This is a genomic window from Xylophilus sp. GOD-11R (assembly GCF_033546935.1).
Classification (GTDB): domain Bacteria; phylum Pseudomonadota; class Gammaproteobacteria; order Burkholderiales; family Burkholderiaceae_C; genus Xylophilus.
Genome location: NZ_CP137854.1, coordinates 2,178,668 through 2,198,197, shown reverse-complemented (window position 1 = coordinate 2,198,197; position 19,530 = coordinate 2,178,668). Strand labels below are relative to the sequence as shown.

At 69.6% G+C, this 19,530-nt stretch carries 13 protein-coding genes; 3 read left to right on the top strand and 10 right to left on the bottom strand.

Annotated elements, in window-relative coordinates:
- The first annotated feature begins 67 nt into the window (after window positions 1-67).
- Entirely contained in the window at window positions 68-1,075 is a 1,008-nt protein-coding gene (locus tag R9X41_RS10345) for a tripartite tricarboxylate transporter substrate binding protein (protein WP_318634782.1), read from the top strand.
- 167 nt (window positions 1,076-1,242) lie between these two features.
- Window positions 1,243-1,404: a hypothetical protein gene (locus tag R9X41_RS10340; RefSeq protein ID WP_318634781.1), complete on the top strand. Its 162-nt coding sequence runs from the start codon at window positions 1,243-1,245 to the stop codon at window positions 1,402-1,404.
- Window positions 1,405-1,423: 19 nt separating this feature from the next.
- Here R9X41_RS10340 and R9X41_RS10335 read toward each other — a convergent pair whose 3' ends face one another.
- The 6 genes from R9X41_RS10335 to R9X41_RS10310 form a co-directional block, all read right to left on the bottom strand.
- Window positions 1,424-4,054 carry an ATP-binding protein gene (locus R9X41_RS10335; RefSeq protein ID WP_318634780.1) on the bottom strand — a complete coding sequence of 877 codons (2,631 nt, stop codon included), beginning with the start codon at window positions 4,052-4,054 and terminating at the stop codon, window positions 1,424-1,426.
- 178 nt (window positions 4,055-4,232) lie between these two features.
- Complete coding sequence (locus tag R9X41_RS10330) at window positions 4,233-5,228, bottom strand: hypothetical protein (RefSeq protein ID WP_318634779.1); 996 nt, start codon at window positions 5,226-5,228, stop codon at window positions 4,233-4,235.
- The gene (locus tag R9X41_RS10325; protein ID WP_318634778.1) at window positions 5,215-6,786 is read right to left on the bottom strand and encodes an MBOAT family O-acyltransferase; all 1,572 of its coding nucleotides are present in this window, start codon (window positions 6,784-6,786) and stop codon (window positions 5,215-5,217) included. Before R9X41_RS10325 ends, R9X41_RS10330 begins: the two co-directional genes overlap by 14 nt.
- A 23-nt stretch (window positions 6,787-6,809) precedes the next feature.
- Window positions 6,810-7,076, bottom strand: coding sequence for an acyl carrier protein (locus R9X41_RS10320; protein ID WP_318634777.1), 267 nt, complete (start codon window positions 7,074-7,076; stop codon window positions 6,810-6,812).
- A 5-nt stretch (window positions 7,077-7,081) separates the two neighbouring features.
- Window positions 7,082-8,257 carry a cytochrome P450 gene (locus R9X41_RS10315; RefSeq protein ID WP_318634776.1) on the bottom strand — a complete coding sequence of 392 codons (1,176 nt, stop codon included), beginning with the start codon at window positions 8,255-8,257 and terminating at the stop codon, window positions 7,082-7,084.
- Window positions 8,254-9,942 (bottom strand): AMP-binding protein, encoded by a 1,689-nt coding sequence (locus R9X41_RS10310; RefSeq protein ID WP_318634775.1) that lies wholly within the window; start codon window positions 9,940-9,942, stop codon window positions 8,254-8,256. The genes R9X41_RS10315 and R9X41_RS10310 overlap by 4 nt, the downstream gene beginning before the upstream one ends.
- A gap of 794 nt (window positions 9,943-10,736) precedes the next feature.
- Here R9X41_RS10310 and R9X41_RS10305 point away from each other — a divergent pair.
- Complete coding sequence (locus R9X41_RS10305; protein ID WP_318634774.1) at window positions 10,737-11,378, top strand: LuxR C-terminal-related transcriptional regulator; 642 nt, start codon at window positions 10,737-10,739, stop codon at window positions 11,376-11,378.
- 54 nt (window positions 11,379-11,432) lie between these two features.
- On the opposite strand, the gene R9X41_RS10300 is transcribed toward R9X41_RS10305, so the two are convergent.
- From R9X41_RS10300 to R9X41_RS10285, 4 genes are all read right to left on the bottom strand, one after another.
- The gene (locus R9X41_RS10300; RefSeq protein WP_318634773.1) at window positions 11,433-12,254 is read right to left on the bottom strand and encodes an alpha/beta fold hydrolase; all 822 of its coding nucleotides are present in this window, start codon (window positions 12,252-12,254) and stop codon (window positions 11,433-11,435) included.
- 286 nt (window positions 12,255-12,540) lie between these two features.
- Window positions 12,541-14,013, bottom strand: coding sequence for an ATP-binding response regulator (locus R9X41_RS10295; RefSeq protein WP_318634772.1), 1,473 nt, complete (start codon window positions 14,011-14,013; stop codon window positions 12,541-12,543).
- A 7-nt stretch (window positions 14,014-14,020) separates the two neighbouring features.
- The gene (locus tag R9X41_RS10290; protein ID WP_318634771.1) at window positions 14,021-19,102 is read right to left on the bottom strand and encodes an AAA family ATPase; all 5,082 of its coding nucleotides are present in this window, start codon (window positions 19,100-19,102) and stop codon (window positions 14,021-14,023) included.
- On the bottom strand, window positions 19,099-19,521 hold the full coding sequence (locus tag R9X41_RS10285) for a response regulator transcription factor (RefSeq protein WP_318634770.1): 423 nt from the start codon (window positions 19,519-19,521) through the stop codon (window positions 19,099-19,101). Before R9X41_RS10285 ends, R9X41_RS10290 begins: the two co-directional genes overlap by 4 nt.
- Window positions 19,522-19,530: the final 9 nt, after the last annotated feature.

Below are 19,530 nucleotides of genomic sequence, written 5' to 3'. Positions count from 1 at the left end.
GAAATTCCCGCTGCGTGCGCGGGGCGCCGACCGGAGCATGCGGCGACCATCCACCCCGCCACGCCCGATGCCCGCCTTACCCGACACTCGGTCCATCCGCCTGCACCGCAGACTTTTCACCATCGCCGCCGCGGCCGGCGCCGCCTCGCTGGCGCTGCCCGCCCGGGCGCAGCCGGCGTGGCCTTCTCGGCCGATCCGCATCGTGGTGCCCTATACGCCGGGCGGCTTCACCGACCAGATGGCGCGCCTGGTGCAGGTCGAGCTGCAGAACCGGCTCGGCCAGCCGGTGCTGATCGACAACAAGCCGGGCGCCAACAGCATCATCGGCGTCGACATGGTCGCCAAGGCGCCGCCCGACGGCTACACCTTCGGCGTCGTCATCGCCGCCTATTCGGCCAACACCACGCTCTACCCCAAGCTGCCCTACGACCCCGCCCGCGACCTGCGCGGCGTGGCCCTGATCGGGGTGACGCCGCTGGTGGCGGCGGTGCCGGCCCAGGCGCCGTTCAAGACCGCGCGCGAGCTGGTGGACTACGCCCGCGCCAACCCCGGAAAAGTGAGTTTCGGCTCATCGGGCAACGGCTCGGCCGCGCACCTGACGACCGAGCTGCTCAAGCTGCAGACCGGCATCCGCATGGTCCACATTCCCTATCGCGGCACGGCGCCGGCATTGGCCGACCTGATGGGCGGCCAGATCCAGCTGCTGTTCGACACACCGAGCAGCCTCGCGCCGCAGGGCCGCGACGGCAAGATCCGGCTGATCGGCCTGGCGGGCGACCAGCGCCTGCCGAGCCTGCCGGAACTGCCGACTTTCATCGAGCAGGGATTCGCCGGCTTCAACGGCAGCACCTGGGCCGGCATGCTGGCACCGGCCGGCACGCCCGCGCCCGTGGTCGCACGCATGGCGCAGGAGGTGAGCGCGGTGGTGCGCGGCGCCGAGATCCGCTCGCGCATGGACGCCATGGGCACGCTGGCGGCGGGAGGCTCACCGGCTGAGTTCGACGCGTTCATCTCGGCCGAGACGGAGAAATGGGCCAAGGTGATCCGCGCCGCCGACATCAAGGCCGAGGCCTGAGAACGCGCCGTCCCGCCTACGCCCTGTAGGCGGCGACCACGCTGCACCGACAGCGAAGCTGACAAGCCGACACACCCGCGCCCCCATGCCGGGTGCACCGGCCCGCCTGCAAGGGCAAGCGATGCTGCCCGCCACCGCCGCGTCCCTCGGCGCATGACCATGCAGTCATGAAAGCCGCTATCTCCACCGCCCTGTCCACGGACCTCCTGGCGGCCGCCTCGATCGTCCTGCCGGCTGCCGCGTGGAAGGTGTCGAACCTGCTGGAACAGTCGATGCGCCGACCCTCCATCGCCGGGCTGCTGCTGCATTCGATGCGCCTGGCCTTCTAAGCCGCCAGCCAGGCCGGCTCTAGCGCCTGGCCGGCGGCTTCGGGATCGCTGCGTCCCTCGGGCGGTCCGCCTCCAGCCGCTCCACCACCTGCGCGGCGAGCAGCTTCAATGCTTCCAGGTGACGGTCCTGCGCCTCGCGCGGCTGGCTGTCGATGACGCACAGCGTGCCGATGGCGTGGCCCCACGACGTGACCAGCGGCGCGCCGGCGTAAAAGCGGATGTTGGGATCGCCCGTGACCAGCGGATTGGCGGCAAAACGCGGGTCGAGCGTGGCGTCGGGCACCACCATCACCTCGCCCGGGCTTTCGATCGCATGCGCGCAGAACGCGTACTCACGCGGTGTCTCGGTGGCGTCCAGGCCCAGGTGCGACTTGAACCATTGCCGGTCCGCGTCGATCAGCGACACCAGTGCGATCGGCGCGTCGAACAGCGTGGCGGCGAGCCGTGTGAGGTTGTCGTAGGACGGCTCGGTCGGCGTGTCGAGCACTGCCAGCGACTCCAGATCGGTCAGCCGGGCCTGCTCGATATCGGCGGCCGTGCTGAAACCCGACGGCCCCGTGTGCCTGACCTCGGCCTGCCGCCGGGCGATGGCATCGCGCAGGCCGCTGGCCAGCGCCACCAGCGAATACGGCTTGGCCAGCAGGGGAAACTCGATGTTCACCGAGCGCGACAGCACCCGGCTGTAGCCGCTCGACAGCAGCACCGGCAGCGCCGGATAACGCCGCCGGATCTCGCGCGCCAGGTCGACGCCGTCGATTCCCGGCATGACCACGTCGGAAAACACCACCATGAAGCGGCCGGCTTCGCGCGCCAGGATCTCGAGCGCCTGCTCGGCATCGCCCGCCCAGGTCACCCGGTAACCCAGTTCGCGCAACGATTCCTGCACCGCCGCCGCGACCTCGGCGTTGTCTTCCACCAGCAGCAGATCGCCCGCCTGGGTTTCGTCGAGCGCACTGCGGTCCGATGCGGCGCTCCCCTGCACGGCCGCCTTGCCCGCCAGCGGCAGGTAGAGCGTGAAGGTGGTGCCCTGGCCCACATCGCTGCGGATATGCACGTCGCCACCCGACTGACGCGCGAAGCCGAACACCTGCGACAGCCCCAGACCGGTGCCCTGCCCCACCGCCTTGGTGGTGAAGAAGGGTTCGAACACGCGGTCCATCAGGTCCGGCGCGATGCCACAGCCGGTGTCGGTCACCGCCAGCGACACGAAATCACCCGCCTTGGCCGGCTGGTCGCGGTGGGCGGGAATGCCGGCCACACGCGAGGTGACGATATCGAGCCGGCCGGTGCCCTGCATCGCATCCCGCGCGTTGGCGCAGAGGTTGACGATGGCGGTGTCGAAATGGCCGGGATCCGCATTCACCAGGCAATCGTCGCCGTGCGTGGCGGTGTGCAGTGCGATGCGCGGACCGGCCAGCGTGCGCACCATGTCGACCACGCCCTGCACGTTGGCGCCGACATCGAACACCACGGGCTGCAGGCTCTGGCGCCGGGCGAAGGCCAGCAACTGGCCGGTGAGCCGCGAGGCGCGGGTGACGGCGCTGGAGATGGCGCCCATGAAGCGCTGGCGCCGGTCCTCGGCCAGGTTGGGCCGCTGCAGCAGCTGGATCGAGGTGCTGACGATGGTCAGCAGGTTGTTGAAGTCGTGCGCGATGCCGCCGGTCAGCTGGCCCAGCGCTTCGAGCTTCTGAGACTGGCGCAATTGCTCCTGCGAAGCCTGCAGCGCTTCGGCGCGGGCGCGGTCTTCGGTGACGTCGCGGCCCACCGCGTTGATCAGCCCGTCGGCCGGCCGGGTCGACCAGCTGATCCAGCGGTAGCTGCCGTCGCGGTGGCGATAACGATTGATGAAATGGTTCAGCGCGGCGCCGCCGGCCGATGCAGCGGCCGCCTGGGCCGTCGTGTCGACGTCTTCGGGATGCAGCAGTTCCAGCAGCGACAGCCCGAGCAGTTCACGCTCGTGCCAGCCGAGCATCTCGGTCCAGGCCGGGTTCACCGCGACGATGCGGCCGTCGAATCCGCAGCGCAGCATCAGGTCCGAAGACAGGGTCCAGAGCGCGTTGCGGTCGCGGGTGCGGTCTTCCACCGAATGGGCCAACTGGGCGGTGAGCGCACGCAGTTCCACCTCGACGGCGTCGCGCGCGCGCTCGGCCAGGATCTGCGAGGTGATCTCGGTGCCCTGGTTGAACAGTCCGACCACGCTGCCGTCGTCGTCGAAGATGGGCGTGGCGGTGAAGTCCCACCAGCTCGATTCGACGCGGCCGTGGCGCTCCACCGGCAGGCAGACGCCGCGCTGCGCCATGCCCTGGCCGGTGACCACCACCTGCAGAAAGTCCGCGGCCACCGCGTTCCAGGCCGCGCCCCACACCTGCGCGACCGGCTCGCCCAGCGCTGACGGATGCCGCTCGCCCATGGAAAGCACGTAGGCATCGTTGTAGAGCATGCGCAGCTCCGGCCCCCAGAGCACCGCGCCGAGCACCGGCGAGTGCAGGCAGGCGCCGACCATGGTGCGCAGCGTCGACGGCCAGGTGCCCGGATCGCCGAGCGCATGCCCGCGCCAGTCCTTGCGCAACAGCAGGTCGCCGACCTCGCCGCCTCCTTCGAGAAAGGACAGGCGGACGGGCGGAGACGGGCAAGGCGATGGGCTGGTCACGGTAGGCGGCACAGGATGGGAATCTTCGGACGGGAGACCAACCCCGCATTCTGTCCGAATCAATCCGCTGCGCATGGTCGAAAAGCCGACGACCGACGACGCCGACGGCGGTATCGGCCGCACGCCGGAGTGGCGTGCCCGCCGCCCGGACCCTGCGGGCATTGGCCGAACGCTGCCTCTAGCGAATGCCCCCGCCGGACGCCAGCACCGCCTCGCCGAGCTCCGGCGAGAAATGCACGCCGTCGGCCCAGTAGCCGGCGCGCACGTCGGCCTGCTGGGCCTCGGCGCCGCGCTCCAGGTAGCGGGTGGCGAGATCGCGGAACTCGAAGCGGCAGCCCGGATATCGGTCGCGCATGCGCTCGGTTTCCTCGCTCATCTTGCGGTCGTAGCGCTGCATGACCGACAGCGCCTCGTCCCAGGACTCCGGCGCCACATAGGCCGGCAGCACCACCAGCACGATGTGGCGCTTCGGGCCGCAGGCCGGCGCGATGCGCATGAGCAGGTCGCGGTAGGACGGCAGGCCGAGCGGGTCGGCCTCGACGGCGCGCAGCAGGCCGACCGAATCGTTTCGCACGTTGTCGGTGTGCAGCGGCACCACCGCGCAGCCAGCGGCACCGCCGGCCTTGCGCGGCACGAAGCGGCTGGCCAGCGCGTTGTCGATCGAGGTCACGGTGGCGTTCCAACTCAGCAGATCGTCGCGGCTGGGCTGGGCGCTGCCGTAGGACTCGGCAGTGACCGGCGTCGGGCCGCGCGCGATCTCGATCCATAGCGTCTGCTCGAAGTCCGGCGGCGGCAGCTTGTCGCGCACCAGGTCGGCGATTTCCTCCTGGCTCATCAGCGGCAGGGCCAGCACGCCGCGCCGCGGATGGGCGCAGGCGTCGAAACCACGCACCACCCGCGAGGTGCCGACCAGCAGTTCGGCCTGCCGGTTCTGCTGCACGGCCTGGCTGCGCAGCCAGTGCATCTGCGTGGGCCTTGCGGCGCGGTAGAACACCTGCGAGCGCACGTCGTTGAGCCCCGGCGCGAGCGGCCGGCCCCGGTAGCCGAACGGGTCGCCCAAGGTGTTGAGCAGGCCGACCAGCCCCAGCACCGGCACCGCGACGATGGCGGCGGCCAGCAGAAAACGCCGCAGTGCGCGGCGATCGTCGGGCGGAGTGCCGTCAGAAGCGGGCATAGATGAATTCCTGTCCGCCCAGGCTGCCGGTGAACAGCACCGCCAGCACCAGCATCACGCCCATCACCAGGCCCCAGGCCGCCGTGGGTCGCCAGCGCCAGCGTTCCACTCGCTGCGCCGCGACGCTGCCCTTGACGCCCGCAGGCACCAGCCCGAAAAGCTGCATGGTGTTGGGCGCCCACAGGCCGATGGCGGTGGCGGTCACCAGCACCAGCATGTCGAAGCGCCAGACATAGGCCACGCCCGGCAGCATGCCGTCGAAGCGCACCCAGCCGGGCAGCCAGCCCTGTGCGCCGCGCAGGGCGCCGGGCAGCGAAATGGTGGTGGGGTCGAACATGGCCTCGAGAAAGATGATCAGCGTGCCCGCATCGCGCGCCCGCACCGACAGGATCAGCATCGCGATGAAGAGCAGCAGCATCGCCCGCGCCACCGCCGAGCGCCCCGGCGCACCGGCGACGTCGGCTTTGCGCTGCTTGCGCGGCCAGAGCAGCGCCGGCAGCTGCATCAGCACCAGCACCACGCCGAACACGATGCCGCCGCCCCAGAGCAGCGGCTCCGAGCCGTGCCAGGCGCCGATGACGCTCATGCTCGCGATGGTGCCTACCGCCCAGCCGATGATGCGCATGCGCTGCGGCGGGCCGAACGGCAGCCTGCGGGTGAGGTTGAACACCGGCGGATACAGGTATTCGCGGATCCAGCCGACCAGCGACATGTGCCAGCGGTCCACCCATTGGCTGGCGGTAGCGGCCTTGAGCGGCGAATTGAAGTTGACCGCCAGCTTCAGCCCGAAGCACATCGCCGCGCCGATCGCCATGTCCGAATAGCCGGAAAAATCGAAGTACAGCTGCAGCACGAAACCCCAGGTGGCCAGCCACGCCTCGACGATGTTGGGCGAGCGCCCCTCGTCGGCGATGAGGTGCACCGCATTCACGAAGTGCCCGAGCGAATCGCCGAAAAGCGACTTCTTCACCAGCCCGAAGATGAACAGGCTGACGCCCGCGGCCACCGTGGCCAGCGGCACCGCGCGTTGGCCGATCGACGCGATCTGCGGCGCCAGGTCGCGCCATCGGGTGATGGGGCCGGCCGGCAACTGCGCGAAGAAGCTGGCGAACAAGCCGTGGCGCACCAGCCCCAGCCGCGCCGGCTCGCCCCGGAACACATCGAACAGAAAAGACAGCTGGCCGAAGGTGTAGAACGACAGGCCCAGCGGAATGCCCGAGCCGACAAAGGAGCCCGCCGCCTGGGATGCGCCCAGGTGCAGCCCGCCGCCGTACTTGAACCAGAACAGCGGCAGCAAATTGAGCACCACGCCCACGCCGAGCCAGGCCCTGCGCCAGCCGCCCTGCGAGGCGTCCATCGCCCGGCCGACGCCGTAATTGATCAGCAGCGAACCGACGAGCAGCGGCAGGCTCGCCGCGTCGGCCATCAGGTAGAACAGCACCGATCCGGCCAGCAACAAGGGCATCGCCGCCACCGGCGCGTAGCGCGTGGCGAGCGTGAAGATGATCAGGAGCGCCGGCAGGAAGCCGAGGAGAAAGGATCCGGAGACGAAGGTCATTCAGGCGGGTCGGCGGCGTTTCGTCAGCGGTCGGCGAGCAGCCCGACCAGGTGGTCGGCCACGGCGTCGATGGTGCGGTACTCGAACATCATCGAAGGCGCCACTTCCAGGTCGAACTCGTCCTCGATCTGGCCGCTGATCAGCACCACGTCGATCGACTCCAGTCCGATGTCGGCCAGCACCGTGTCATTGAGAAGCCCGTCGGCCGCGACGCCCAGGCGGGCCACCACGCAGCGGCGGATGAAGTCGACGATCTGGTCGCGCGATACGGTTCGGCTGGACGGTGGCATCAGGTTCAGAAATAAGGGTGGAGCCGGCACGGCAGCGCCAGCGGCATGCGGATGAGTTCGGTCGAATACCACTGCGGCTCGTCGACCGTCAGCGACACCGCCGGAAAGCGGGAGAACAAGGCGGGCAAGGCCATGCCGATCATCAGCCGGGCAAACAACGCACCCGGACAGCGGTGCACGCCCGTGCTGAAACCCATGTGGTCGGGCATGCGGGCCTCGCCGGTATGGAAGGGGCAGCCCGGCGCACCGCCGGGAAACACCGCCTCGTCACGGTTGACCGCCGCCAGCTGGACATGCACCCGATCGCCCGCTTCGAAGTGCAGGTCGCGCACGTCGGCCGACCGCGCGGCGATACGGTCGATGCTCTGCGTTGAGACGTTCAGGCGCAGCAGGTTGTCGATATGCGCCTCGATCCAGGCCGGGTCGCCCGCCTGCGAGCGCAGGCCGGCGGTGGAGCGCAGCACGGCCAGCACCGCGTTGGACAAGGTCTGCGAGGTGGTCTGGGCGGCGACGAAACACACGGCCACCAGCGCCACGGCGGCATCGCGATCCAGATCACCGTCGAGGTTTTCCATCAGATGCGCATAGAGCGGCTGCGGCCGGCCCGGCAGGCGCCAGGGTTCGCTGCCCGCCACCACGGCGACGAGCTCGGCCACCGCCTTCTGCAGCGTGGCGATCTCGCGCAGCGACAGCATCGGCTCCAGCAACGTGCGCGTCTGGCCGATGCAGCCCAGGAACGCGGGCGATTCGGTGCCCTCCACACCGAGCAGCGCGCCGGCGGCGGAGCGGTACAGGGGTTCGGCGAAGTCGCGCACCAGGTCGGGCTCGGGCGCGGCTTCCAGCCGGTCGAGAGCCTGGTCGATCAGCTGGGCCAGCGTCGGCCGCCAGGCCTCGACCCGCGCGGGCCCCATGAAGGTGGTCAGCACCCGGCGCATGCGCAGGTGGCGCGGGCCCTGCATGAAGAAGGGCGTGTTCTCGGCCAGCTGGATCAGCACTGCGAAGTCGCGCCCGGTTTGCGCCTGCAGCGCGCGCAGGTAGGCCGCGAGGTCGAGCGTGGCGAAATCCGGGCTGCGCGCCACGCTGCGGGCCGTCTCGAAATCGTCGACCCGCAACAGCGCTTTTCGGCGCGGCGGGTTGGTCGTGGCTTCGGTCGCGGCGGTCGAGGGTGGTGTGGCGGTCATGGCATCGTGGCGGGCGTGTAGCGATGACCTGCGCGCACGCGCTCGGCCACGGTCTGGCGTCTGATTTTTCCGCTGCTGGTGCGGTCCAGCGCGCCGCGCTTCACGAAGCACAACAGCTCGATTTCGAGCGACAGGCCAGCCCGCACCACCGCGATGATTCTCTTTGAAAGCGCTTCCGCATCGCCGATGGCCGCGCGACCATCGCGGGTTTCGATCAGCAAGGCGATGCCACCCGTGCCATCGGCGTAGAGGTTGAAAGCCGCCGCCGCGTGCGGATTGAGCGCCTCGTCCTCGGTAGCGGCCAGCCATTCGACATCGGCGGCCGCCACGTTGCCACCGTGGGCGATGAGGATGTCCTTGCGGCGCCCGGTGATGCGCAGCACCGCGCCGTCGATCAGGCCGATGTCGCCGGTGCGCAGCCAGGCCGACGTGTCGCCTTCCAGGCGCTGGCCGAAGACGCCGTCGAGCCCCTGGGTGAGATAGCCCATCGCGATCGACGGGCCGCATGCCCAGATCTCGCCCGCCTCACCGTCGGGCAGCACCGCCAGGGTTTCGGGGTCGACGATGCGCAGGAACGGCCGGGTCGCCTCGCCAAGCAGGCAGGGCTCGGTCGATGCCGGGGCGGGTCGGCCACCCTGCTCCGTCCAGACACCCGGGCGCCCGGCGACGAACAGCGCCGCTTCAGCCAGTCCGTAGGTGGCGAACACCGCGTCTGCCGCCAGGCCGCTCGGGCCGAAGGCCTCGCGAAAGCGCTGCATCAGCGCGGCCGGCACCGGCTCTGCGCCGCAATACGCCAGTCGCCATGAACGCAGCTCGAAAGCCGCGTGCTGGTCAGCGGGGATCGTTTCCAGGCACAGGGCGAAGGCGAACGCCGGCCCGCCGCTCATGGTCGCGCCCCAGGCCTGCACCGCGCGCAGCCAGCGCACCGGCTTCTGCACGAAGGCCAGCGGCGACATCTGCACCACCGGCACGCCCCACAGCAGCGGGAACAGCAGGCTGCCCATCAAACCCATGTCGTGGTAATGCGGCAGCCAGCTCAGCATGAGCTCGTCCTGCCGCAGCTGCCAGTCTTCGGCCACCAGCCAGGCGTTGGCGACGATGTTGGCGCCGCTCAAGGCCACGCCGCGCGGGGTGCGGGTAGAGCCGGAGGTGTACTGCACCACCACGGTGTCGGTCGGGGCCAATGCCAGGCCGGGCCAGGCGGCCTCGGGGGCATCGGCCTGCGGCGCGTCGGCCGTGACCGCGATCAGGGTCATGTCGGGCACCGACGGGCGCAGTGCCTCGACGCCTTCCGCGGTGCTGAGCACAAAGCGCGCGTCGGCGTCGGCGACGACGGCCTGCAGGCGGTCGGCTGGAGCGCCGGGGCGTGGCATCGGCAGCGGGACGGCCACCTGGCCGGCATAGAGGCAGGCGAGCAGCGCGATCGTGAATTCGGGGCCGGGGGGCATGACCAGCAGCATCTGGGATCGGGCGGGAATCTTTTCGATCAGCTCCCGGGCGAGTGCTGTGGACCTTTGGCGGAGGTCAGCCGCGGTGAGGTCGGAGCCGATGCGCTCGCCGCGCTCCAGCCAGAGCAGGGCGCGCCGGGTGGGGGCGGAGCGCAGGCCGGCGTCCAGGCGGAAGGCCAGATTGGCTTGCTCGCCGGCGTGGGGGTCGCTTAGGAGGTCTGGCCTGGCTGGCGGCATGGCGTTGCAATTCGGCTTTTGCTCGGTGGCTCGGGGCGCGTTGGCCGCTTGGCTGGTGGCTCAGTGCTGGATTTGTATCAGCTTTTTAACAGGTTGAATTGTGTACTGACACGTGTTCATCGGGCGGGTTAGGCCCCCGGATGGGGTGGGGTTCGAGGGGTGGTGGGTTGGGTGTTTCTGCGGTTTGGTGGTAGGTGATGGATGCTTCATTTGTTTTCTAATGTTGGTTGGGAGTATTTTTATTACCTTTAATTCTGATTGATTTGGATTCATTCTTTTTATTTCTTGAAATGGGGTTTTTATTATTTAGTGCGAATGAGCTATTGAGACGGCATGGGTGAAATGCGATATTTCATTCATCCCGTTCGCTCTGTGTTTTGCATTTTTTGGAGGTTTACCCTGGAGATGACTGTTGATTGATTGATTTAGTTCGTTGGAGTTTTGGCCCTGCATTTATTTGCGGGGCTTTTTTTTGGGCGTTTTTTTATTTTCTTCTACTGGTCGTAGGGTGGAGCTGGGGGCTTGCGCGCCCCCAGCTCCACCCTCGGAAGAGAGAAGAAGAGAAGAAAGAAGCAGCCAGCCCAGCCATGACCAAGCGCCCTCCCCGGGAAAACCAAGCAAAAAACCAGCCCTCACATATACCAAGGCTCAATACCAAACGAAACCCCCACTCCCTAGACTCCCCCACCAGCCCCAGAAGTCCCCCACCCCAACGACCCAAAAGAGATAAACCCCAGGGACAGCTGCCCCCCGCCAAAGCCACAAGAAAAGATTCCACTACCGGAGTAGCCGAAATGAGCCCCTGGACCCCAGCCAAAGCCGCTGACCCGATCAGCGTAGCCATCGCCCACACCGACCCGCTGGTCCGAGCCGGCCTCGCCGCAGTCCTCACCCCCGACCGCGGCTTCACCGTCGCCATGGCAGATGACTCCACCGACACGGAGCCAAATGAGCCCGACGTCACCGTCGCCGACTACGAAACCGCCCTGTCCCTGCTCGACCGCAGCCGGTCAACGTCAGCCCGCCCGACGAAGACCCTCCCCAGGATCATGGTCCTGAGCCACCGCGACCGCGCCTCCGAAATCCGCCACGCACTCGACCTCGGCGTGCAGGGCTACCTGCTCATGGGCTGCGACCTCGACGAGATGATGCTGGGCGTGCGCGCCCTGCACCGCGGCCAGCACCACCTCGACCAATCCGCCGCCCAGCGCGTGGTGGAAAGCCTCAACCACCAGCCGCTCACCAGCCGCGAAGGCGACGTGCTGCAGCTCATCGCCGTGGGCCACGTCAACAAGACCATCGCGACCGAACTCGACATCTCGGTCGGCACGGTCAAGGCCCATGTGAAGGCGATCCTTGCCAAGTTCGGCGCCAAGACCCGAACCGAAGCCGCGGCCATCGCCCAGCGGCGCGGACTGATCGCCACGGCTTTCTGAAAGAAACAAAAAAGGCCGGCACCCAGGCCGGCCCTCTCGGGAAAGAACGCCCGATCAGCTTTTGAAGAACGCCAGCAGATCCGGGTTGATCACGTCGGCGTTGGTCGCGCACATGCCGTGCGGATAGCCCTTGTAGACCTTCAGCGTCGCGCCCTTGACCAGCTTGGCCGACAGTTCGCTGGAGATGGCGATCGGCACCACCTGGTCGTCGTCGCCGTGCATCACCAGCGTGGGCACGTCGATCTTCTTCAGGTCTTCGGTCTGGTCGGTTTCCGAGAACGCCTTGATGCCCTCGTAGTGCGCCTGGATCGAACCCATCATGCCCTGCGCCCACCAGTGCAGCGCGATGCCGTCGGACACCTTGGCGCCCGGGCGGTTGAAGCCGTAGAACACGGTGGGGAAGTCCTTGAAGAACTGCGCCCGGTTGGTCGCCACCGCCGAACGGATGCCGTCGAGCACCTCCATCGGCACGCCGTTCGGGTTGGCGGCGGTCTTGGCCATGAGCGGCGGCACGGCGCTGATGAGCACGGCCTTGGCCACGCGGCGGGTGCCGTGGCGCGCGATGTAGCGGGCGACCTCGCCGCCACCGGTGGAATGGCCGACGTGAATCGCCTTCTGCAGATCGAGGTGCGTGGTGAGCGCGGCCAGGTCGTCGGCGTAGTGGTTCATGTCGTGGCCGGTGGAGACCTGGCTGGAGCGGCCGTGGCCACGCCGGTCGTGGGCGATGACGCGGTAGCCCTGCTGCACGAAGTACAGCATCTGGGTGTCCCAGTCGTCCGAACTCAACGGCCAGCCGTGCGAGAACACGATGGGTTGCCCGGTGCCCCAGTCCTTGTAGAAGATCTGGGTGCCGTCCTTGGTGGTGATGTAGCTCATGGCCTGTTTTCCGTGTGATGGGCGGGAATGCGCGGATGGCGCGCTCGGGTTGGTCGGGCCGCTCGTGGTCGCCGCGAGGCTGACTCCCGTGGCAGCCGTCATGGCGCCGGCGACGAGTACGCGTCGTCGGGCGGCGTCGATGGTGGTGATGGGTGGTGTTGGCGACATGGAGGTCCTTCGCGCCGAAGATGCGGCGCCGGACCATCGTAGAAAGAGCCCGACGCCGGCGCGCCCCTCTCCGTGCCGCCCGCGCCCTCCCCCGTTTGGGAGTGACGCGGCCGAATATTCAGCCGGGCGCGACCGGCAGCGCGAACGCGAAGCGCGTGCCGCGCGGCGCCAGGGCTTCGGCCCACAGCCTGCCGTGATGCGCCTCGACGATGGAGCGGCAGATCGCCAGCCCCATGCCCATGCCCAGCGGCCGGGTGGTGAAGAAGGGCTCGAACAAGCGGCTGCAGTGCTCCGGCGCGATGCCGTCGCCGGTGTCGGTCACGGCCACCCGCACCTCGCCGGGCGTGGCGCCGTCGATCTCCACCGCCAGCGAGCGGGCGGTGTCGTCGCTCTCACGGATGGCGTCCATGCCGTTGCGCAGCAGGTTGACCAGCACCTGCTGCATCTGGATGCGGTCGCCCATCACCCAGGCCGGTGCGTCCACCGGCGCGATGCGCAGCCGCATCCCCAGGCGTGCGATATCGGCGCGCATCAGCGCGGCCACTTCCTGCACGGCGACGGCCATGTCGAGCGGGGCCAGATCGGGGCCTGCCCGGCGCGCCAGGGCCTGCAGGCCGCGGATCACATCGGCCGCCCGGCTGCCGTCGGCAACGATGCGGCCGAGCAGCTGGTCGACCTCCTCGACTTCGGGCCGGGGCCGGCGCAGCCAGTTCAGGCCGGCACTGGCATTGGTGACGATGGCGGCCAGTGGCTGGTTGATCTCGTGGGCGATGGACGCGGCCAGTTCGCCCATGGTGGTGAGGCCCGACACGCGCGCCAGCTCGGCCTGGGCGTCGCGCAGCTGCTTCTCGAACGCGCGCCGCCCGGTCAGGTCGCGAAACACCACCACCATGCCGCCGGCCTGGCCGCGGTCGTCGATCAGCGGCGAGGCCGACTGCTCGACCGGCACCAGGCGCGGCCCCGGGGCCTCCAGCAGCAGGCCCTGATCGCGGGGCGCATCGCACGGCGCCACCGGCAGGCCCGACTCCTCGTCGCGCAGCCGGTAGACCTGTCCGAGACAGCGGCCCACTGCCTCGTCGGCGCGGCAGCCGAGCAGCGCTTCGGCCACCGGGTTCAGGTAGGTGACACGGCCTTCGGGATCGGTGGACACGACCGCATCGCCGATGCTGGCCAGGGTGGCGGCGTAGCGGCGTTCGCTGTGGCGCAGGCGGCGGTCGGCGTCGTGCTTGTAGAGCGCCATCTCGACGGCGGTGCGCAACTGCGAATCCTCGAAAGGCTTGAGCAGGTAGCCGAAGGGCTCGGTGAGCCGCGCGCGGCGCAGGGTCTCGTCGTCGGCGTAGGCGGTGAGAAACACCACCGGAATGTCGCAGGCCAGACGAATCTGCTGGGCCGCGTCGATGCCGTCCATCACGCCTTCCAGGCGGATGTCGGTCAGGGCGAGGTCGGCGCGGGTCGACTGCGCCAGCCCGGCGGCGTCCTCGCCGCGTGCGGTGCTGCCGACCACCTCGTAGCCCAGGCGGGTGAGCTGCTGGCGCAGGTCGCGGGCCACGACGCGGTCGTCCTCGACGATCAGGATGCGGGTGACGCTCATGGGGCGCTCACGCGGTGGCGGCCGGCTCGGGGTCGGCGGCGAAGGTGATGACGAAGGTGGTGCCTTGGCCGCGCCGGGCGTCGACCTCGCCGTGGAGTTGCTGGGCGAGGTCGTCGACCAGTTGCAGCCCGAGCGAGCCGGCCCGCGCCCAATCGATGTGCGCTGGCAGGCCCACGCCGTCGTCGGAGACGGTGAGCGCATGCCGTCCGTCGGGCGCGGCCCGCAGTGCGACCTGCACTTCGCCGGCGCTGCGGTCGGAAAAGGCATGCTTGAGCGCGTTGGAAACCAGTTCGTTGACGATGAGGCCGCAGGACACCGCGCGGTCCAGGCTCAGGTGGATGTCGTCGACCGTGGCGCGCAAGCGCACGCCGCGCTCGTGCGCACCGTAGGCCCGGGCGAGCTGGCCGCAGAGGTTCTGCAAATGCTGCGCCATCGGCACGCGGGCGAAATTGCCGGCCCGGTAGAGGTTCTCGTGCACCAGTGCCATCGAACGCACCCGGTTGCGGCTCTCGGTGAAAAGCTCCACCACTTTCGGGTCGGCGATGCGCGAGGCCTGCAGGCTGAGCAGGCTGCTGATGAGCTGCAGGTTGTTCTTCACCCGGTGATGCACCTCCTGCAGCAGCGACTCCTTTTCCTCGAGCGTGGCGTTCTCCATGGAGGTGGCCGCGGTGGACGCGAGCAGGGTCAGCATGGCGACCCGGCGCGGGGTGAAGACCCGCGTGGCCAGCCGGTTCTCCAGGTAGAGCAGCCCGTTCAGTTCGCCCTGGCGCAGCAGCGGCAGGCAGAGCACCGAGCGCGCGGGCGACTGCACGAAATAGGCGTCGTCGGCGAACGGGCCCGGGGCACGCGCGTCGTCGATCAGCACCGGCGAGCGGGTGCGCGCGGCGTAGTTCATCAGCGTCAGCGGCAGGTCGTCCGCGCCCGCCTCGGCGCTGCGCAGCACCACGTCCACCGCCTGCCGCCGGGTCGTCGCGCGGGCCTCGATGCGCCAGGAGCCGCAACGCGGCAGCAGCAGCAGGCCCCGATCGGCGCCGGCGTGTTCCAGGGCGAGCGTCATCAGCGTGCGCATCAGGCGCGCCAGGCCTTTTTCGGTGGCGACCGCCTGGGAGGCGCGCAGCGCGGTCTCGACTTCGATCTCGCCCAGTAATCGTGGCGCGGTCTCGTCGGCCGACGTGGCGGCGAACTCCGGCGGCAGCCGGTGCAGGCTTTCGAGCTGGCGTACCTTGCCGGTCGCACCCCAGCGGTCGTAGGCCAGGCGGGCAGCGCGCACCATGGCGCCGGCGATCACGTGCAGGCCGCGCGACGCGTGGAAGCGCGCGGCGAGTTCGTAGGCCATGGCTTCGTGGTGCACGAAGCCGGCCGAACGCGCGGCCTCGATGGCGGCTTCGTAGTGGCGCATCGCGTCCATGTCGTCGCCGTTGATCCGCGCCTGCTCGGCTGCCAGCAGGGCCGCCGCCCCGCGGAAGTTGTCCGGACTGTGGCGTGCCCAGTCGTCCAGCAGCGACCGTTGCGCCACCAGCGCCGCGCGGTGCGATTCACGCTCCTGCTCGTCGGCCGCCTGGTGGCAGGCGGCGTGCACGAGTCCGCGGTGGAGGTGGTATTCGGCAAACTCCAGATGGCCCTTGGTGGTCCAGAGCAGCGGCGCGGCGCGGTCGAGCGCGTGCAGCGCGGCGGCGGCATCACCCGCCAGGAATCGCGCCTGGGCCTTGCGGATCCAGTACCAGCAGGCGGCGATGTCCAGGCTGCGGTTGGCTTGGAGGTGTCGCTCGAATTCGACCTCGTCGAAGCCCTCGCCGTCGAAGCAGCCCAGGGTTTCGGTGCGGCCTTGCAGCGTGGCCACCAGCCGCCGTTGCGCGGTGATGATGTCCACGATGAGCCCGAAGCGCGCGGCGGTGACGAAATCCAGCCGCTCCTGCGATTCGCGCCCGACCGAATCGAGCGGCTCGCCGGAGGCCAGCAGCGTGCTCACCAGGCAGCACGAGCTGAAACCCGCATAGGCGATGTCGCCGCTGTCGCGCGCGATCTGGAACGCGCGGCGCAGCAGGCCGTGGCCGCTGCGGATGTCGCGGGTCCAGGGGAGCACGTGGTAGGCGAAGCACATGTGCACCCGCGCCTTGTAGCGCGGATGCGCGCCGCGCTCCACCAGGTCGAAGCCGAGCTTTCCGAAGCGGTAGCCGCTGGGAAAGTCGTGGAAATAGGGGCCGAGCATCATGCCCAGGTAGGCATAGGCCAGTGGCGAGGCGTCGGTGGCGCCGTATTCGATGCTCAGGCGGACCATGCGGCAAAGCACCAGGCAGACCAGGTTCTCGTCGGTGAAGAAGGCCGGCGGCAGCATGGCGGCCAGCACGTCGAGCATGGCGCGCCGCAGGGGGTCGGTCGTGGCCGGCAGCTCGAGCAGCGACTCGATCTGGCGTGCGCCGATCAGCTCCACCAGCCGGCCATATTCGCGCTCGACTTCCTGCGGGCCGGGCCGCAGGGGCCAGGGCATGCCGCTGTCGTGCAGAAAACCCAGCGCGACGTCGATGGCGCGCGCGCTCTGGTCGAGCCCCAGGCAGACCGTCACCTGCAGTGCGGTCACTCCGGCCTTGTCGAGCAGGCTGGAGGCGCGCGGCGCCAGCGCGGCCAGCCGCTGGTCGGCCGCCGCGGGCTCGCCCACCAGGAACTCGCATTCGGCCCGCGTACGTTCGATGTCGAAGGCCAGCCGGAAATCGATCTCCCAGGCATGGCCCGGCAGCAGCCGCTGCGCCGTCGCCAGCAGGCCGTTGGCCGCCCGATAGGCGGTTTCGACCATGGCCCGGCGCGCGGCCGCGAGGTGAAGGCCCGCCACGTCGAGGCGGTCCAGGTCGGACACCAGCAGCGCTTCGGCGCAGGCGTACTGGGCGACCAGCTCGAACAGCAGCGCATCGAGTTCGGCGCCCTCGCGTCCCCGGCGCATGCCCTGCGCGATCTGCAGATGCAGGCCGGCGCGCCGCGGCTCCGGAATCGCCTCGTAGGCGGCCTCCTGGATCCGGTCGTGCATGAAGCGGTAGCCCGCCGCGCTGCGCGACACCAGGCCCGCCAGCTCGGCCGGCGCGAAACGGGCATGCAGCTCGCCGCTTTCCAGCGAGGACACCCGCGACAGCGTGGCCAGCGACGCGCTCGCGCCGAGACAGGCCAGCAGCATGAGCTGGGCGCGCGTCGGCTCGGGCAGGCGCTGCAGCTTCTCGGCCATCAGGTCGGCGACGTTGTCGCTGTAGTTGCGCGCCCGGATGCCGGCGAGGTTCCACACCCAGCGCTGCGATTCGCGCTCGAACCACAGCAGCTGCTCGTCGCCCAGGGCGACGATGAACTGGATCGCGAAGAAGGGGTTGCCCTGGGTCTTTTCCCAGATCAGCCGGGCCAGCGCCGCACTGCGCGAGCCCTCGTCGTGCAGGGTGCGGGCGACGAGCGCTTCGAGGTCACGTACGCTCAAGGCCTGCAGCGGCAGCTCCAGCAGCGGCACGCCGGTATCGCGCAGCACCGACAGCATGGCGGCCAGCGGATGCCAGAGACCGACCTCGTTGGATCGGTACGCGCCGATCAGCAGCACGTGCCGGAAGTCCGGGCTGGTGACCATGGCCGCCAGCAGGTCGAGCGTGGCGGTGTCCAGCCACTGCAGATCGTCGATGAACAGCACCAGCGGTCGGTCGGCCCGGGCGAAAGCCGCCAGGAATCGGCGGATCGTCTTCTGGAAACGCAAGGTGCTCTCGACGGCCGACACTTCCGGCAAGGCCGGCTGCGGGCCGATCACATGCTGCAGTTCGGGCACCAGCCCGATCGCGATCTGCCCGTGGGCGCACACCGCGGCCTGCAGTTCGCGCCGCCATACCGCCAGTCGGTCGGCGTCCTGGCCCAACACCTGCGCGACCAGGCCCTGCAGCGCCTGAGCGATGGTGGCGTAGGGAATGTCGCGCTGGTGCTGGTCGAACTTGCCCACCGCGAACGTGACCTGTTCGGCTGCCAGCGTCTTGCGCAGCTCGCTCATCACCGCGCTCTTGCCGATGCCCGAATAACCCGAGATCAGCGCCAGCGCCGGCGCGCCGGTATCCGCCACGCCGCGATAGGCGTGGAGCAGGCGGTCGAGGTCGCGCTCGCGGCCGTACAGGCGCTCGGCGATCACCAGCCGTTCGGGCACGTCGCACTCGGCCAGGGCGAACTCGCCGACGGCGCCGATCTCGGCGAGCTCCCGCGCGCAGCGCCGCAGGTCGGCTTCGACGCCGGCGGCGCTCTGATAGCGCTCCTCGGGCGCCTTGCGCAGAAGGCGCAGCACGATGGAGGTCACCACCGGCGGCAGGCCCGGCGCCAGCAGGCGAGGCGACGGCGGCTCGCGGGCGACATGGCAATGCACCCACTCCACCGCGTCGGCGGCGTAAAAAGGCAGCACGCCGGTCGCCATCTGGAACAGCGTCACGCCGAACGAATAGAGATCGCTGCGCGCGTCGATGGCGCGGTTCAGGCGGCCGGTCTGCTCCGGCGACATATAGGGCATGGCATCGGCCGAGCCCGCCGCAGGCTCGATCGGCGGCTCGCCCTGCCCCGACAGGCAGGCGCTGCCGAAGCCGGTGAGAAAGGCGCGCCCCGGCCGGCTCACCAGTATGTTGTGCGGCCGGATCGCCTGGTGCACCACACCACGCGCGTGCATGTCGCCGATGGCGCGGGCGATCTCGATGCCGAGCGCCAGCCAGGCGGCGGTCGGCATCGGCCGGCCGAGCATCCCGTGCAGCAGCTCGCCGCCGGGATCGGACAGCACCAGGGCGGGAAGACCGTCCCGCTGGACCCACTGAAGCGGAACGCTGGCGAAGCCCGGATCGAGCCGATGCCGCAACGACCAGGTCTGCTCCAGTCGCTGCCGCGCCGCCGCTTGCTGAGGCCCGACGTTGCAGGTGGCCAGCAGCAAGGCCGCCTCGCCGGGCGGTGCGGCCAGCCGGTGGAGCGCACCGCCGTCGGCGGGGCGCAGCACGACGGCCGGCCGGTCGAGGGTGGATGCCGCGATGCCGCCCGGCTCGGTCGATCCACGGGGCACCGACGGCGCCCGGCGACACGCGCCGTCGGCAGCCCCGGCGGCCGTCATGCCGGCCGCGGGCTGTCGCCCAGCGCGCGCCCGACGCAGGCGAGCAGCGCCGCTTCATCGAAAGGCTTGGACAGGAAGCAGACCGCTCCGGCGGTCATGGCGCGGTCACGGGCGTCCTGGTCGCCGTGCGCCGACACGAAAATCACCGGCACCGGATGGTTCAGCTCGCGCAGCATGCGTTGCACCTCCAGCCCGGACATGCCGCGCATGCGCAAATCGAGAATCAGGCAGTCGAGCCGCACCGAGCGGTGCGACAGCAGGAAGTCGGGGCCGGAGCCGAAAGACCGGGTCTCGAAACCGACCGAGCGCAGCAGGGTGCCGATGGCCAGCCGCACCGATTCGTCGTCGTCCACGATGCCGATCGTCGGCTTTCCCTGAATATCGCCTCGCACCATGTCACCCATGCTTACAACTGCCATGGCGCGAGC

Bases quoted from the DNA above. Each gene is read 5' to 3' on its own strand.
- R9X41_RS10345 (WP_318634782.1), top strand. From the start codon at position 68: ATGCCCGCCTTACCCGACACTCGGTCCATCCGCCTGCACCGCAGACTT.
- R9X41_RS10340 (WP_318634781.1), top strand. From the start codon at position 1,243: ATGAAAGCCGCTATCTCCACCGCCCTGTCCACGGACCTCCTGGCGGCC.
- R9X41_RS10330 (WP_318634779.1), bottom strand. From the start codon at position 5,228: ATGCCCGCTTCTGACGGCACTCCGCCCGACGATCGCCGCGCACTGCGG.
- R9X41_RS10325 (WP_318634778.1), bottom strand. From the start codon at position 6,786: ATGACCTTCGTCTCCGGATCCTTTCTCCTCGGCTTCCTGCCGGCGCTC.
- R9X41_RS10320 (WP_318634777.1), bottom strand. From the start codon at position 7,076: ATGCCACCGTCCAGCCGAACCGTATCGCGCGACCAGATCGTCGACTTC.
- R9X41_RS10315 (WP_318634776.1), bottom strand. From the start codon at position 8,257: ATGACCGCCACACCACCCTCGACCGCCGCGACCGAAGCCACGACCAAC.
- R9X41_RS10310 (WP_318634775.1), bottom strand. From the start codon at position 9,942: ATGCCGCCAGCCAGGCCAGACCTCCTAAGCGACCCCCACGCCGGCGAG.
- R9X41_RS10305 (WP_318634774.1), top strand. From the start codon at position 10,737: ATGAGCCCCTGGACCCCAGCCAAAGCCGCTGACCCGATCAGCGTAGCC.
- R9X41_RS10300 (WP_318634773.1), bottom strand. From the start codon at position 12,254: ATGAGCTACATCACCACCAAGGACGGCACCCAGATCTTCTACAAGGAC.
- R9X41_RS10295 (WP_318634772.1), bottom strand. From the start codon at position 14,013: ATGAGCGTCACCCGCATCCTGATCGTCGAGGACGACCGCGTCGTGGCC.
- R9X41_RS10290 (WP_318634771.1), bottom strand. From the start codon at position 19,102: ATGACGGCCGCCGGGGCTGCCGACGGCGCGTGTCGCCGGGCGCCGTCG.
- R9X41_RS10285 (WP_318634770.1), bottom strand. From the start codon at position 19,521: ATGGCAGTTGTAAGCATGGGTGACATGGTGCGAGGCGATATTCAGGGA.